The 14,587-nt window shown below is 45.1% G+C and carries 12 protein-coding genes; 7 read left to right on the top strand and 5 right to left on the bottom strand.

The features are described 5' to 3' along the window. Window positions 1-65: 65 nt before the first annotated feature. Window positions 66-1,433 (bottom strand): L-serine ammonia-lyase, encoded by a 1,368-nt coding sequence (locus L2730_RS01195; protein ID WP_248972918.1) that lies wholly within the window; start codon window positions 1,431-1,433, stop codon window positions 66-68. A gap of 124 nt (window positions 1,434-1,557) precedes the next feature. Beyond that, entirely contained in the window at window positions 1,558-2,847 is a 1,290-nt protein-coding gene (locus L2730_RS01190; RefSeq protein ID WP_248972917.1) for a serine/threonine transporter, read from the bottom strand. Between the two features lie 571 nt (window positions 2,848-3,418). On the opposite strand from L2730_RS01190, the gene yjjX reads away from it, so the two are divergent. The 5 genes from yjjX (at window position 3,419) to L2730_RS01165 (ending at window position 8,153) form a co-directional block, all read left to right on the top strand. Beyond that, window positions 3,419-3,958, top strand: a complete 540-nt coding sequence (gene yjjX / locus L2730_RS01185; RefSeq protein WP_248972916.1) for an inosine/xanthosine triphosphatase — start codon at window positions 3,419-3,421, stop codon at window positions 3,956-3,958. 137 nt (window positions 3,959-4,095) lie between these two features. Beyond that, the gene (locus tag L2730_RS01180; protein ID WP_248972915.1) at window positions 4,096-5,055 is read left to right on the top strand and encodes a bifunctional helix-turn-helix transcriptional regulator/GNAT family N-acetyltransferase; all 960 of its coding nucleotides are present in this window, start codon (window positions 4,096-4,098) and stop codon (window positions 5,053-5,055) included. A 195-nt stretch (window positions 5,056-5,250) separates the two neighbouring features. After that, the gene (locus tag L2730_RS01175) at window positions 5,251-6,294 is read left to right on the top strand and encodes an NADP(H)-dependent aldo-keto reductase (RefSeq protein WP_248972914.1); all 1,044 of its coding nucleotides are present in this window, start codon (window positions 5,251-5,253) and stop codon (window positions 6,292-6,294) included. A gap of 82 nt (window positions 6,295-6,376) precedes the next feature. Next, the gene (locus L2730_RS01170; RefSeq protein ID WP_248972913.1) at window positions 6,377-7,588 is read left to right on the top strand and encodes a cysteine desulfurase; all 1,212 of its coding nucleotides are present in this window, start codon (window positions 6,377-6,379) and stop codon (window positions 7,586-7,588) included. A 109-nt stretch (window positions 7,589-7,697) separates the two neighbouring features. Continuing rightward, the gene (locus L2730_RS01165; RefSeq protein WP_248972912.1) at window positions 7,698-8,153 is read left to right on the top strand and encodes a SufE family protein; all 456 of its coding nucleotides are present in this window, start codon (window positions 7,698-7,700) and stop codon (window positions 8,151-8,153) included. 62 nt (window positions 8,154-8,215) lie between these two features. Here L2730_RS01165 and L2730_RS01160 read toward each other — a convergent pair whose 3' ends face one another. After that, a complete protein-coding gene (locus tag L2730_RS01160; protein WP_248972911.1) occupies window positions 8,216-10,147 on the bottom strand; it encodes a TRAP transporter permease in 1,932 nt (643 codons plus the stop codon). A 190-nt stretch (window positions 10,148-10,337) separates the two neighbouring features. Then, entirely contained in the window at window positions 10,338-11,264 is a 927-nt protein-coding gene (locus tag L2730_RS01155; RefSeq protein ID WP_248972910.1) for a TAXI family TRAP transporter solute-binding subunit, read from the bottom strand. Between the two features lie 327 nt (window positions 11,265-11,591). On the opposite strand from L2730_RS01155, the gene L2730_RS01150 reads away from it, so the two are divergent. Next, a complete protein-coding gene (locus L2730_RS01150) occupies window positions 11,592-12,746 on the top strand; it encodes a membrane dipeptidase (RefSeq protein ID WP_248972909.1) in 1,155 nt (384 codons plus the stop codon). Window positions 12,747-12,879: 133 nt separating this feature from the next. Then, on the top strand, window positions 12,880-14,061 hold the full coding sequence (locus L2730_RS01145; RefSeq protein ID WP_248972908.1) for an AAA family ATPase: 1,182 nt from the start codon (window positions 12,880-12,882) through the stop codon (window positions 14,059-14,061). A 47-nt stretch (window positions 14,062-14,108) separates the two neighbouring features. Here the strand turns inward: L2730_RS01145 and L2730_RS01140 are convergent, their stop codons facing one another. Continuing rightward, window positions 14,109-14,483, bottom strand: a complete 375-nt coding sequence (locus L2730_RS01140; protein ID WP_248972907.1) for a PH domain-containing protein — start codon at window positions 14,481-14,483, stop codon at window positions 14,109-14,111. Window positions 14,484-14,587: the final 104 nt, after the last annotated feature.

The following is a 14,587-nucleotide window of genomic DNA, read 5'->3' as shown; positions in this document are numbered from 1 at the left end:
ATTGATTAGAGTTCATTAAAAAAGGCCATCAACTGATGGCCTTTTTTAAGTCACAAATTTAACTTTTATCCGCAGATACTGGTGACTTTAATGGCTAAACCACCTTGGCTAGTCTCACGGTATTTAACATGCATATCTTTGCCTGTCTCATACATGGTCGCAATCACTTTATCTAAGCTTACCTTAGGTTGGCAGTTACGACGCATCGCCATCCGCGACGAGTTAATTGCTTTAACTGCCGCAATGGCATTCCGCTCAATACAAGGCACTTGTACTTGGCCAGCAACGGGATCGCACGTCAGACCTAAGTTATGCTCCATTCCAATCTCTGCTGCCATACAAACTTGTGCAGCATTGCCGCCCATAACCTCAGCAAGGCCTGCAGCAGCCATTGAACACGCCACACCAACCTCACCCTGACAACCCACTTCAGCACCAGATATAGAAGCGTTACGCTTATATAGAGAGCCAATTGCGGCAGCGGCTAAGAAGAAGCGAGTATATTCTTGTGGTCCAACAGGTTTAATAAACTTGTCGTAATATGCCAACACAGCAGGAATAATACCTGCGGCACCATTCGTTGGCGAAGTTACCACTCGGCCACCAGCAGCATTTTCTTCGCTAACAGCCATGGCAAAAACGTTAATCCAATCGACAATCTCCATCGGATCTTGTGATAAACGCTCGCCCGTTAATAGCTGGCGGTATAGTGCTGGGGCACGACGTGGTACTCGCAACGGCCCAGACAATACGCCTTCAGTCTGGCAACCTTTCTCGATAGCTGAGTGCATGGTGTGCCATACGTCCGCAAAACCTTGGTAGATATCAGCTTCACTATTAAATGCCAGCTCATTTTTGAACATTATGGTACTAATGCTCATGCCAGTTTCATTGCATGTTGCTAGCAACTCGTCAGCGTAGTTAAAGGGATAAGGCACGCTAACTGGATTTTCGACTGCTTTACCAAACTGCGCTTCTTCAACAATAAAACCGCCACCTATTGAATAATAAGTGTTACTCATGATTCTTTGGTCACCTGCATAAGCGTGCAACATCATGCCGTTCTCATGCATTGGTAGCGCATAGTTGTGGAAAATAACGGCGTCACGTCCAAAGTCGACGAGTCGCTGTTCTTTGCCCATTGGCAGCTTTTCTGTTTTCTCAACCTCGCTAATAAAATGCGGAATTGACTCGATATCGACACTTTCGGGTGTGTTACCACCTAAGCCCATAATAATGGCGATATCAGTATGGTGTCCTTTGCCTGTGAGTGACAATGACCCAAAGATCTCAACACTTAAGCGAGTGACTTTTTCAAATTGATTTGCTTGATGTAGGTCGTCGATAAACTCTTTGGCGGCCTTCATCGGCCCGACAGTGTGAGAGCTCGACGGACCCACACCTATCTTAAAAATATCAAATGCGCTAAACATAGAATTACCTCGAAAACAGAGGAAGGGCTAAAAGACTTTCTAGCCCAAGGTCAAACATTGTATTTAAATCGTCGGGGTTTAAAGCCATTAGGGATAGCGATAAACACCCGATAGAGCTACTCAGTTAAGACATAAGTCCAAACAGAATTGCAGTCATAGAAAGCAGACCAGCAACCACAACAAAGATGTTACTCACGCGGCCACGATATGGCGCTAAAGCAGGCACCTTGTGAATTGCATACATAGGCATAAGGTACAGGATTGCCGCAATAATCGGCCCACCGAGTGCTTCAATCATTCCTAAGATGCTTGGGTTGATTACCGCTACGGCCCAGATGGTGAAGAACATAAAGCCTAAGATAAACTTATTTAGTTTCTTGTCTGATACTTCTTTGTTGCTTGAACGAAGTTGCTTGCTAATAATGCCTTTCATGCCTTCAGTTGCGCCCATGTAGTGACCGAAGAAAGAAGAGATGATGGCAACAAAAGCGATGATAGGGCCGAAGTAACTTACAAACCCGCTGTCATGTACGTTAGCGAGGTAAGAAAGGATTGGTAAGTTATTTGCCTTGGCTTCAGCAAGCTGTGCTGGAGAGAGTGATAATACACAAGAGAACACAAACAACATCACAAAGCCCACTAACATCATAGTGGTGTTACGCAAAATAGAGTCAGCTTTACGCGCTGCATTTTGACCATGCTCACGCTTAAGTGCCACAGAGAACTGTGAAATAGCTGGAGAATGGTTAAATGCAAAGATAAGTACTGGAATAGTCAACCAAACAGTGCCCAAGAAAGCACCAGTGCTAGGTACAACGTTCAGTGCGTCCATTTTCCAGTCAGGTATAAGGTAGAAAGACATAAATGCCAAGATAGCAACCAGTGGGTATACCAAAAGCTGAGTCACCTTAAGCATAAACTTCTCACCTGCAACCATGACTGACATCATCGCAATAATAAGCGCACCAGAAAGTAAGAAGCGTGGAGGCGACGCCATACCAAGTTGGTTAACAATAAAGCTATCAACGGTGTTGGTAATACCTACGCCGTAGATCAAAACAATTGGATAGATAGCGAAGAAGTACAGCATGGTAATCGCTTTACCAGCGCCAACACCAAAGTGCTCTTCAACAACATCGGTAATATCGCTACCAGGCTTGCTTGATGAACAAACAAAACGAGATAAGCCACGGTGAGCAAGGTAAGTCATTGGGCCAATAATCGCTGCCATCAGCACAAGAGGCCAAAAGCCACCCATACCAGCATTAATCGGTAAAAATAGTATGCCAGCACCTACTGCGGTACCAAACAAACTCAACATCCAAGTCGTATCTTGTCGTGTCCAAGGTAACGACTTAGTCGTCGCTACATCATCTAAGGTCACTTCTTGTGCACGTATCGCATCTTTTTGCATTAGCTTTACCTTTAAGGTGTTTGTTAACACCTGTAGATTTGTATCTAAGGAGTAATTTTCGCGGTTAAGGTAATCCTAATGCAGGGCAGATAAATTGATCTGGCTACGCATTTTGTAATTGAATTTCACAATGTGCGCATATTGGGAGCTATATCGCTTATTTCATGTAATGAATTTTCATTTTTATTGCAGTTTGATAACCCAATTGAACCTAGATTTAACACGAATATCACCTAATTAATTAAATTCTGATGTAAAGTCTAGCGAAGACAAAAATGAGTAGCGGACATAGGTCTAAAAACCACACTTTTTGCGATCCAAACCAGCATTCTCCAGCGTTAATGCGACATAGATCACGCCATTTTTAGCCTCGAAAAACCTAAGCATTAGTCAATCTAATGATTAATATAGAAAAATAGTTTTGGCCTATTTATTAGCCTCCCTATTAGAGGTAGAAAACGTTGCTATTTACAGCAAAAATAAGCCTTGTAAAAACAGCTGAAATTAATCACCAATGACTCGCTTTATGTGAAATAATTTCAACTATACCTAAATAGAAAAGTGCCTCCCTATGACACAAGTAGTTCGAATTATCGTTGGCTCAAAAAATCCAGTAAAAGTTGGCGCGGCAAAATCGGCATTAAGCACGCTCTTTCCTGAAGTGACGATCGAGTGTGAAGGTGTTCATGCGCCCTCGCTTGTGGCCGATCAGCCCATGACAGAAAGCGAGACCCAAGCAGGCGCTGTAAACCGAGTTAAGTACTGCATGGAAAACTACCAAGCCGATTACTTTCTTGCGATGGAAGGCGGTGTCGACCTATTTGACCATGGTCCGGCTACATTCGCGCATATCGCCATTGCCCATAAACAACAGGTCAGTGTTGGCCGCAGTGCATTACTGCCACTGCCTATGAAGGTATACCAAGCTTTAACTCAAGGTGAGGAGCTAGGTAACGTCATGGACAGCATGTTTAATACCGTCAACATTAAGCAGCAAGGTGGTGCAATAGCATTACTGACCAAAGGGCATGCAACTCGCCAGAGTATTTACACCCAAGCTATTATTCTTGCAATGGCTCCGATGCTTAACCCTGAACTGTTTAGCCTATAAAACTAAAGCTTGGTCAGTCTGAAGTAGCTATTGACCAAGCAAATTTTAGTAGTTAACTTAATACTTAAGTTCCAATAGTTAAGATCCACTTGATTTTACTTAGTAGTCCTCGTAAGTTAGATGCAAGTCGCAACTAAATGGGTCTAAATAATTTCACTATGCCTCAGCCTCTCTGCCAAGCTTCTCAATTACGCCGCTTATCAAGACAACTTATTCGCCAATTAGGTTTGCTCGATGCTGCCTGCGGTAATCAGCCCTTGTCACCAGTGCAAGCCCACACACTGATAGAGTTAGGCCAGAGCAACTACTCGATTAAACAGTTAGCTGAATTACTCAATATTGATAAATCTAATGCCAGCCGCGCAGTGAGTCATTTAGTTGAGAAGGGATTTGCTAAAACCACAGCCAATCCCAAAGATAACCGCAGTCTAGTGGCCCAATTAACGGCCAGCGGCAAAAAGCAGCTGATTAAGCTTGATAACCAACAGAACCAGCAGTTCAATGAGATTATGGCGCAACTGCCAGTGGCACAGATCTCACAAATAGAGCAATCACTGAGTCAATACAATAAAGCCGTTATGCAATCTAAAGCGCAAATCGGTTATAACATTAGAACTATTGAGCCTGCCGATAATGCGGCTATGGCGCAGATCATTCGTGACGTTTCAGCTGAATATGGACTCACTGCAGATAAAGGCTACGGAGTATCAGATCCTACTCTCGATAGTCTCAGCGAAGTCTATCAACAAAGCAATGCTTGTTATTGGGTGATTGAACAGGACGGACAGATCCTTGGCGGGGGCGGCATCGCACCACTGAACAATCAACCTGGCGTATGTGAACTGCAAAAGATGTACTTTTCTCAGGCTCTGCGAGGTAAAGGCTTTGCTAGGCGGTTAGCGCTGCAAGCTATCGGTTTTGCCACAGAGCAAGGTTATGACGCTTGTTATCTCGAAACCACTGCCGATTTAAAAGAAGCAATAAAGCTTTATGAATCTTTAGGTTTTAAGCATTTAGACAAACCACTCGGGGATACAGGTCACGATGCTTGTGAAATAGTGATGCTTTTATCGCTTCCTCCAGAATCAGCCACCTAAAAAGGCACATAACAAAGATAGTGTTTCCAGTAAAAGCTTGCTAGCCTCAGAGTTGAGGCATATTGAGTTCTTCCTACGGATTGGAGTGCTCAACAACTGAAATCAGCTACTATCATGCGCTATAGCGATCTAATCGCTTTCTTGGCAACTTAGCGCTCTCGTTATCACTGCATTCGATTAGAAGAGAGTTTAATTATGGAATATAAACGTCTGCCACACTCAAGCTTAGACGTCAGTGAGATTTGTTTAGGCACTATGACATGGGGCGAGCAAAATACTCAAGCCGAAGCGTTTGAGCAACTTGATTATGCCATTGCTGAAGGTGTTAACTTCATCGATACAGCAGAGATGTACCCAGTTCCTCCTAAAGCAGAGACTCAGGGAGCAACAGAAACGATCCTCGGCAACTACCTTAAGCAGCGCGGTAATCGCGACAACCTCATCATCGCCAGCAAAGTTTCTGGTCCCGGTGGTAAGAGCGATTATATTCGCCCCAATATGGCATTAGACTGGCGTAATATTCATCAGGCCGTCGATTCATCATTAGCGCGTTTACAGCTGGACACGATTGATCTTTATCAGATCCACTGGCCCGATCGTAATACTAACTTCTTTGGCGAATTGAGCTATAGCCAACAAGATGATAACGAGCAGCAAACACCGATAATTGAAACCCTTGAGGCATTAGCTGATTTAGTCACTGCAGGTAAAATCCGGTATATCGGCATCTCTAATGAAACCCCTTGGGGCTTTATGAAGTACCTACAGCTTGCCGAAAAACATGGCCTACCGAAGATTGTCTCTGTGCAAAACCCTTACAACCTGCTCAATCGCAGCTATGAGGTCGGTATGGCTGAGATAAGCCATCGCGAAGAGGTACCATTGCTTGCATATTCCCCGCTCGCATTTGGGGCACTATCGGGCAAGTATCTCAATGACCAATGGCCTGAAGGCGCTAGACTAACTTTGTTTAAGCGCTTTGCTCGTTATACAGGATCTGAAATGGCGCTTGAGGCGACCAATGCTTACGTTGAGCTAGCTAAAGAATTCAATATTAGCCCAGCACAAATGGCACTGGCCTTTGTTAATCAGCAAAAATTTGTTGGCTCAAATATTATCGGCGCCACCAACCTTGAGCAGCTAAAAGAGAATATCTATAGCATTCATTGCAGTATCTCACCAGAGTTGCAATCGCGTCTTAATGAGCTGGCACAGCTATATCGCTTGCCTTGCCCTTAGTAAATAACCGATATAAATAGGCTTGCATTAAAGGCGCAGATCTTACAAGATCTGCGCGCATTCTAATCCACAGGTCAAATTAATGGATCTCTCAACGTTACGGTCACAGTTCCCTGCGCTTGCTCAGTCTAACGACGGCTACCCGCTGTGCTATTTAGACACCGCCGCCACCAGCCAGAAACCGCAACAGGTGATTGATGCCATGAATCACTACTATCAATTCGATAATGCCAACGTGCACCGCGCAGCGCATCAACTATCAGCCCGAGCAACCACTCAATATGAAGCAGTGCGCGACAAGCTTCGCCAGTTGATTTGTGCTGAGCGCCGCGAAGAGATCATTTTTACCCACGGCACCACTGAGTCGATAAATATCGTCGCCCACGGCCTTACCTCACAGCTAAAGCCAGGCGAGCTGATTTTAATTGATAGCGCAGCGCATCACGCTAATATCGTGCCGTGGCAAGAGCTGGCACAGCGTACTGGCGCAATTGTTAAACCCATTCCTTTAACTGGCGATTGCCGTTTAGATATTACCGCTTTCGATACGCTATTAACCGAGCGCCCTGCAATTGTCGCGCTAAGTCATGTGTCAAACGTGCTAGGCACAGTAAATCCAGTAGCTGAGCTTGTGGCTAAAGCCAAGCAAGTGGGTGCGTTAACCTTAGTCGATGGTGCCCAAGCCATCGCCCACATGGATGTTGATGTTCAAGCGATAGATTGCGACTTTTACGTATTCTCAGGCCATAAGATGTATGGACCGACGGGGATCGGTGTGCTCTATGGTCGCTTTGAACAACTGGATATGCTTGCCCCATTGATGACTGGCGGTGAGATGATAAAAAGCGTCAGTTTTAGCGGCACTGTATTTAATCAGCTGCCTAACAGGCTAGAAGCTGGCACGCCGCCAATTGCTGAAGTTATCGGTTTAGGCGCTGCAATCGACTTCCTTAATGCATTGCCTAAAACGCTAGTGCGGGAAGCAGAGCAAGCTTTATTGGTTTACTTACAAGATTCACTGCAAGGCTTAGGTGATATAGAGCTATACGGCGCTCATAGCGATAACCTTGGTGCCGTCGCCTTTAATCTAGCTGGAGAGCATCATCAAGACGTGGGGATCTTACTTGATCAACAGGGGATCGCGGTTCGCTGCGGCCACCACTGTGCCATGCCTCTGATGCAAATATTACAGCTTAATGGTTGTTGCCGCGCTTCAATTGGGGTTTATAGCAATAAAGCCGATATCGACAACTTTATAACCGCAATGAAGTCAGTGAAAGAGCTGCTGTTATAGCCACCAGATGCTAGGCTGCTTTAAATCAAAAGCTGACGGTTACATAAGTCAGTTAATATTCTTTACAACTATATTAATCAATCACCATTACATTAATCTTAGGTCGAGTATGAGTCAGTCAATCCAACCTTCAACAGCAGATTTTTTAGCAGTAGAGTTCAGCCAATCGGCTCAGGCAACGTTAGCGCTATTTCAACAAGCAAACAACTGGCAAGAACGTTACCGCCATATTATGTTACTAGGTAAAAGCTTAACTAAACTTGCCGATAAATACCGTGTTGAAAGCGCTCAGGTTAGAGGCTGCGAAAGTGATGCTTGGTTGTATCACAGTGAAATAGATGGCAAGCATTACTTTCTTGCAGACAGCGATGCTCGCATAGTTAAAGGGTTGGTCACACTATTATTGATTGCCTGTAATGGCAAAACGAGTGCAGAAATTAACGCATTCGATGCAGATGATTATTTTACTCAGCTTGGCTTACAAGGTCAGCTAAGCCCATCTCGTACCAATGGTTTACTGGCGTTAGCACAAGCGATTAAAGCAGGTGCTGTTGATAGCAAGTAACGCCAAGCTTCATCGGCTAAATCCAGTACCAGCCAAGTCTGCACTTGGCTGGTACTAAAATACTAAACAGCTACCTTTACCATGGTTTTCCACTGCTTGACCAACAAGCCCAATATAATCAACATGCCAACAAAGCCCGCACCAAATGGATTGAACAACACCAGTGGCACTGCAGCAAAAGCAATAATACGCTCAACGCTTGATAAAGCGCGCAGCAGATAACCTTCAATCGCAATTGCTAACGCCAAGATAATCGTCGCCGTTTGCAGTATGGCAAATCCAAATGCCAATACACCTGCATCCGGATTGAGTAAGTCGGTATAAGCCATCATTATCGGGATCATAAACAGGCCTCCTGCTAGCTTAAACGCTTCAACTGAGGACTTCATTGGATTGGCATTAGCAACACCTGCCCCTGCAAATGCCGCCAGTGCAATCGGTGGTGTCACGTTAGATGTCTGCGATAACCAAAATACGATTAGATGCGCAGTGAGTAGCGGTAAGCCAAAGTCGCCCAACATAGGTACAGCCATCACGGCCAATACGATGTAAGCAGCAGTTACTGGTAAACCCATGCCTAATACTAAGGCGACGATACTGATTAAGCCCAAGGCCACCAGCATATAACCGCCAGAGAAATCCATCACAAACTGGGTAAACTGCAGCCCAATGCCAGTTTGCCCCACCACGCCAACAATAATGCCTGCAGCACCACACGCAACTGAAATAGGCAGCGCCATTAGCGCCCCACTTTTCATTCCTGAGATAAATTTACTAAGGCCTATACGGCTATGTTTACGTAAAGCGGCGGTAAGTAGTATCGCGGCGCAGCCGGCAACACCAACCAACAATGGCGAGTAAGCCATCATCAATAGCACAGTGATAATCACCAGTGGAATAAGATGATGTGCCCCTTGTTTCATTACCTCGATAACAGCCTCTGTGCGACTAGCTGCTTGCAGATTTAACTTACAAGCCATTAGATGCACGTACAATAAAGTACAGAAAAAGTAGAGAATAGCCGGTGCGATTGATGCCAGCATAATGTCGCTATAGGGCACGCCCGTAAACTGCGCCATAACAAAAGCGCCCGCCCCCATAATTGGCGGCATGATCTGCCCACCCGTTGATGCAGCGGCTTCAATGCCTGCGGACTGCTCAGGCGTATAGCCAAGCTTCTTCATCATCGGAATCGTTACCGAGCCTGTGGTCACTGTATTGGCGATAGCGGAGCCAGAAATGGAACCTAAACCCGCAGATGCTAAAACCGCAGCTTTGGCAGGCCCACCACGATATTTCCCCGCAATAGAGAAAGCCAAATCGATAAAGAACTTGCCTGCACCAGTGACCTCAAGAAAAGCACCAAATAGTACAAAAATGAACACTGTGGTCGCGGCAATCCCCAAGGCGGAGCCAAATACCCCATTCGCAGAGAAGATCTGGAATTGAATAAGCTCCTGCAACGAGTAGGCTTTAGTTGCTAACGCGCCCGGCAACATATCACCAAATGCGCTGTAAGCTAAAAATAGCCCAGCAATCATCACCATCACCCAACCGACAGTGCGGCGACACCCTTCCAATAATAACAGTAGCAAGGCGCAACCAGCCGCTAGGTCGATATTGCCTAAGCCATACAACAGGTGGTCAATATCGTTGTAGTCGAAGATCAGCATCCGATATCCGGCAAAAACGGTCAGTCCACACAACAGTAGATCGGTCACGCGACCGAGCATATAGCCCTTGTTATATCGATTACTTATCAGTGGGTAATGTAAAAAGATCAATACCAATACCCAGCACAAGTGCACTGGACGAAAGTAGGTAGCCGAAATGGTTGAGGTGATCCCCTGCCATATTTGGAATGATGACAGCGCCACCGCGATGGCAAGAATCACGTAACCGAGATACTTAACGGTCGATTCATGGGGAAGTGGTATTACAACAGGCGCTTCAGTTGTCGCATCCGCATCACTATTTTGTTGAAGAGGGCTCATAGCATGTCCTCAAATTATCTACTCTCAAATGCTCCGCCACTCATGTTCAATCGGTGATAGATTGCGGGCATTTGGGATATAAGCTAAATAAAATAAAGGCAACCCAAAGCTGCCTTTATTAATGGTTTTAACAGTCATTGATTAACTGTTGCAGATAGTCGACTTCAAGAATCGCTTACTGAAAAGTAAACTATTTAGCCAACGAGTCTAGGTACTTTTGCGCGCCAGGGTGCAATGGCACACCTTCTAACCGACCTGCATTATCAGGGGTTGTAGCTTCAGCCACTTTCACCACTTTTTGTACTTCGCTCATGTTTTCAAAGGCTGCTTTTGTAAGATTGAATGCCATCTCATCACTCATCTTAGCGCTCACCACAATCACATTCCACACGCTGAGTGTCGGCACAGCGCCCACGTTGTTATAGACATCGGCAGGTATGGTATAGCTGCTATAAGCTGGGTTTTGCTTGATAAATGCCGCACTCTCCGCTGCTGAGACCGGAATGATATTAACTTTATGCGTCAGTGCAACTTGAGTCACTGCGCCAACGCCTTGGCCACCCACAATAAAGCCGGCATCAATCTGACCGTTAGCTAATGCGTTAGTGGTCTCTGAGTAATTCAGATAAACCGCTTTAATATCTTTTTTTACATCAATACCAATAGATTCCAGTAACGCAGCAGAAGTTACCGCGGTGCCGCTCGCTGGCGCGCCCAAAGAGATACGCTTGCCTTTAAGATCGGCTAGAGAGGTAATACCTGAATTTTCTAAACTGATTGCATGGACTAAGTTCGGGTATAGCGCGAACAAGGTATTTACAGGCATGGCACTTCTAAATTTGCCTTCCCCTTTATAAGCATCAAGTACCACATTACCCATTGCAATCCCGGCAATCATGTCACCACGCACCACCTTAATAGTGTTCTCTACTGATGCGGCAGTCACTTCAGCTTTTACGTTTACTTCAGGAACCTTATCAGACCAAACTTTGGCTAAGGCGCCACCAAAAGGGTAATAGATCCCACTTTGGCCACCCGTGCCAATAGAATAGTTCTCAGCCTGAGCCGACGCTGGCAATACCAATAATAGAGCGAGCATTAATGCACGATGCAACATAGCCATTTCCTCAATTTACATTTATTTTTATATTAGGCTTTAATTTAAAAGCTTTTAATTATTAACGATTTCACTTCAATTTGGCCTCGATACTCACTGAAGAGTTAACCATTGTCAAGCCGTCGAATAGTCGAATAAACCCACCAAACAAGCCAAAAACTCGCGGTGAAGTATGCCGTAATAGTTGTTTAGAACGCCTCATATAAGACTGATGAAAAGCAATAATCCACAATCCGCTAGATCCATTTTGAACTCATAAAGACATATAGGCTAATATGGCAAGCATAACGATAAGTGTCGCTAATCTAATGAAGACAAAGGACAAATATGCAAAACCTAATTAATAGACGTCAACTGATTAAAGGAATTACCGCTGGCACCATCTTGAGCCAACTCGGTTCTCTGCCCGCGCTAGCCAGTAACGAACGGCGCCTATTTATTGATGGCCTTTGCTTTCTTCCTGATGACTTAGCAGACCTAAGCAGCTCCAAAATTGATGCTTATCTTTGTGACATATCTGCCATCGAAGCCATTAAACAGCCCGATGGCACCACTAACTATAAGCGTACTTATAAAGCTTGTATCAAAAGTATTGCAGAGGCAAAAAGCCGAGTTGAGGCTAACAGGGATAAGTTGATCCTTGGCCTAAATAGCTCTGATATCAAACGGGCAAAGCAGACCGATCGCACCGCTGTGTTTTTTCAAATCCAAGGCGCTGACTGCGTTGAGGAGAGTATTGATAACAACTTAAACCAAGTCGATGAATTTCATGCTCAAGGTCTACGCGCCCTGCAGCTTACTCACCATTACGGTAACCGATTTAGCGGCGGGGCATTGGATAACGATGCCAGTGGCGGCTTAAACCTGCCGTTAACCAAAGCGGGTGAAGCGCTCATTGATAAACTCAATCAGAAAAACATTCTAGTGGATGTCAGCCACTCAAGTCCGCAAGCTGCGCTCGACACTGCAAAAATAAGCAGATCCCCAATCGTACAAAGCCATGGCGCTGTGCGCGCTATTGTTAATCATGCACGTTGCAGCCCTGATGAAGTGATTAAAGCCATTAGTGATACCGGCGGCCTGTTTGGGGTATTTATGATGAGCTTTTGGCTTACTAACGATAAAGTACCGACAACAGAGCACTATATAAGCCATTTGAAGCATGTCGCTAAAGTGGCTGGGATTGATGCCGTCGCTATTGCCAATGATTACCCCCTTAGAGGCCAGAAAAATCTACTAAAACTTAATAACAACAACGCTGAAGGGGTTAAGCAGTATCTTGATTGGTGGCATAGCCTACGAGAGAAAAATGTACTCGGTTACGATGTTGAACCTGTGCATGTGGTGATCCCTGAACTGAACCATATCGATCGCATGGAGCGTATTGACTTGGCGCTGGGTAAGGCAGGCTTTACGAGTAACCAACGCGATAAGATCATGGGACAAAACTGGCAAAGAGTGCTTAATGAGGTGTTGGTCTAATCGATAAAAGATCAGAAAACTAATATAGCGATTACGTTTAGTATCAACAAGCCTAATTATAAATACACCATAGACAGTAGTATTAATTGCTCGTTAAAGTGATACCTAACCTATTGTCAGACATGAGCTCTAAATGCTAACCGCACTTGCCATTAAAAACTATCGCTCTTTACGTGATATTACTATACCACTGGCACAGCTAAACCTGGTGACAGGGGCCAATGGCAGTGGTAAATCCAACCTTTACAAAGCGCTAAGGCTATTGGCTCAAACAGCTCAAGGTGGAGTCGTCAACGCACTGGCCCTAGAAGGTGGATTAGACTCTAGCTTTTGGGCCGGGCCTGAAACACTTTCGCGTGCGATGCTTGCTGGGGAAACACCGGTTGAGCCGACCGTTAGGCAAGAGGTCAAACGGTTAAAGCTTGGTTTTGCCAGCGACGAATTCAGTTACTTAATTGAGCTTGGCTTACCTAAGCCCGACTCCACCACTCTATTCGGTTTAGATCCGCAAATTAAGCGTGAGGCAATTTGGGTTGGTAATGTTTATCGCCCATCCACTGTGCTGGTTGAACGCCGCTCTGCCTTAGTCAAAAGCCGTACTGGCAAGGATAAACCTGCTGGCTGGCAAACCTTGAATGTCCATATGCAGCATAGCGATAGTATCTTTACTGAACTTGCTGACCCTGAGCGAACGCCCGAGGTGATCCGCCTACGCGATAACATTCGCGCTTGGCGCTTTTACGATCACTTTCGCAGTGACAGCGACGCTCCAGCCCGTAAACCACAGCTTGGAACCCGCACACCGGTTCTACATCATGACGGCAGAGATCTAGCCTCCGCGATTCAAACCATTTTTGAAGTGGGCGATAGAGAAGCGTTCGATACCGCTTTAAGCGACGCGTTTCCGGGCGCTCATGTGGTCATTGAATATGAGTCAAATGGCATGTTGAGCCTTAAGTTTCATCAACAAGGTTTGTTAAGGCCACTTAATGCTGCTGAACTATCAGACGGAACCTTACGCTACCTCTTACTGGTCGCAGCATTGCTGACTCCACGTCCGCCAGAATTGATGGTACTTAATGAGCCTGAAACGAGTTTGCACCCCGATCTACTGCCAGCGCTTTCTCGCTTAATCGTTAAAGCCTCCGAGCGCTGTCAGTTATGGGTAGTTTCCCATGCCAATCGACTAATTAACTCACTGAATCAGTTTGAAGATTGTAATTTGATAGAGCTGGATAAGCAGTTAGGGCAAACTGAGATTATAGGCCAAGACATACTCAGCAAGCCAAGTTGGCGCTGGAGCAACCGCAGCTAAATGTGCTGCGGCCATTGACTGAGTAGCAAACGTGATAAGCACGGGACTTACAGCGAAAAGTTAGCGATAGTCTTTTGAATGCCGACCACATCAGTGCCACGCTTTAGCTCTTTAACTAATGGATCTTTTTGCCCAGAAATCCATAACTTTAGCTCTGCATCCATATCAAACCGACCCGCGGTTTCTACTTCAAAATGAGTAATCGCTTTATACGGTACAGAATGGTAGCTAACCTTCTTACCCGTTACTCCCTGTTTATCAATGAGAATTAACCGCTTGTTGGTAAACACAAACATGTCTCTAACCACTTTATATGCCAGAGCCAGTGACTCATTGTCAGCCATAATCGGGCTAAGTTCTTCAGTTAGCTCTTCAAGGTTAACCTCAGAAGCATTTCCCATCAGCGAATCTAACAATCCCATTTTATTTTCCTTAATATTTTATGTATAGAACTGCAGTAGCCCTACGAGTTCATAGCTATCTTTATTCAATGTAAACTGATAGCTATAACTTACATGAGGCATAA

It is taken from the genome of Shewanella kaireitica (assembly GCF_023284045.1).
GTDB lineage: Bacteria > Pseudomonadota > Gammaproteobacteria > Enterobacterales > Shewanellaceae > Shewanella > Shewanella kaireitica.
Note: the sequence above shows the minus strand (reverse complement) of the source record. Positions and strands in the feature narration are given on the sequence as shown.

Coding starts and splice junctions, on each gene's coding strand:
- L2730_RS01145 (WP_248972908.1), top strand. CDS start 12,880: ATGCTAACCGCACTTGCCATTAAAAACTATCGCTCTTTACGTGATATT.
- L2730_RS01190 (WP_248972917.1), bottom strand. CDS start 2,847: ATGCAAAAAGATGCGATACGTGCACAAGAAGTGACCTTAGATGATGTA.
- L2730_RS01140 (WP_248972907.1), bottom strand. CDS start 14,483: ATGGGATTGTTAGATTCGCTGATGGGAAATGCTTCTGAGGTTAACCTT.
- yjjX (WP_248972916.1), top strand. CDS start 3,419: ATGACACAAGTAGTTCGAATTATCGTTGGCTCAAAAAATCCAGTAAAA.
- L2730_RS01165 (WP_248972912.1), top strand. CDS start 7,698: ATGAGTCAGTCAATCCAACCTTCAACAGCAGATTTTTTAGCAGTAGAG.
- L2730_RS01160 (WP_248972911.1), bottom strand. CDS start 10,147: ATGAGCCCTCTTCAACAAAATAGTGATGCGGATGCGACAACTGAAGCG.
- L2730_RS01180 (WP_248972915.1), top strand. CDS start 4,096: ATGGGTCTAAATAATTTCACTATGCCTCAGCCTCTCTGCCAAGCTTCT.
- L2730_RS01155 (WP_248972910.1), bottom strand. CDS start 11,264: ATGTTGCATCGTGCATTAATGCTCGCTCTATTATTGGTATTGCCAGCG.
- L2730_RS01195 (WP_248972918.1), bottom strand. CDS start 1,433: ATGTTTAGCGCATTTGATATTTTTAAGATAGGTGTGGGTCCGTCGAGC.
- L2730_RS01170 (WP_248972913.1), top strand. CDS start 6,377: ATGGATCTCTCAACGTTACGGTCACAGTTCCCTGCGCTTGCTCAGTCT.
- L2730_RS01150 (WP_248972909.1), top strand. CDS start 11,592: ATGCAAAACCTAATTAATAGACGTCAACTGATTAAAGGAATTACCGCT.
- L2730_RS01175 (WP_248972914.1), top strand. CDS start 5,251: ATGGAATATAAACGTCTGCCACACTCAAGCTTAGACGTCAGTGAGATT.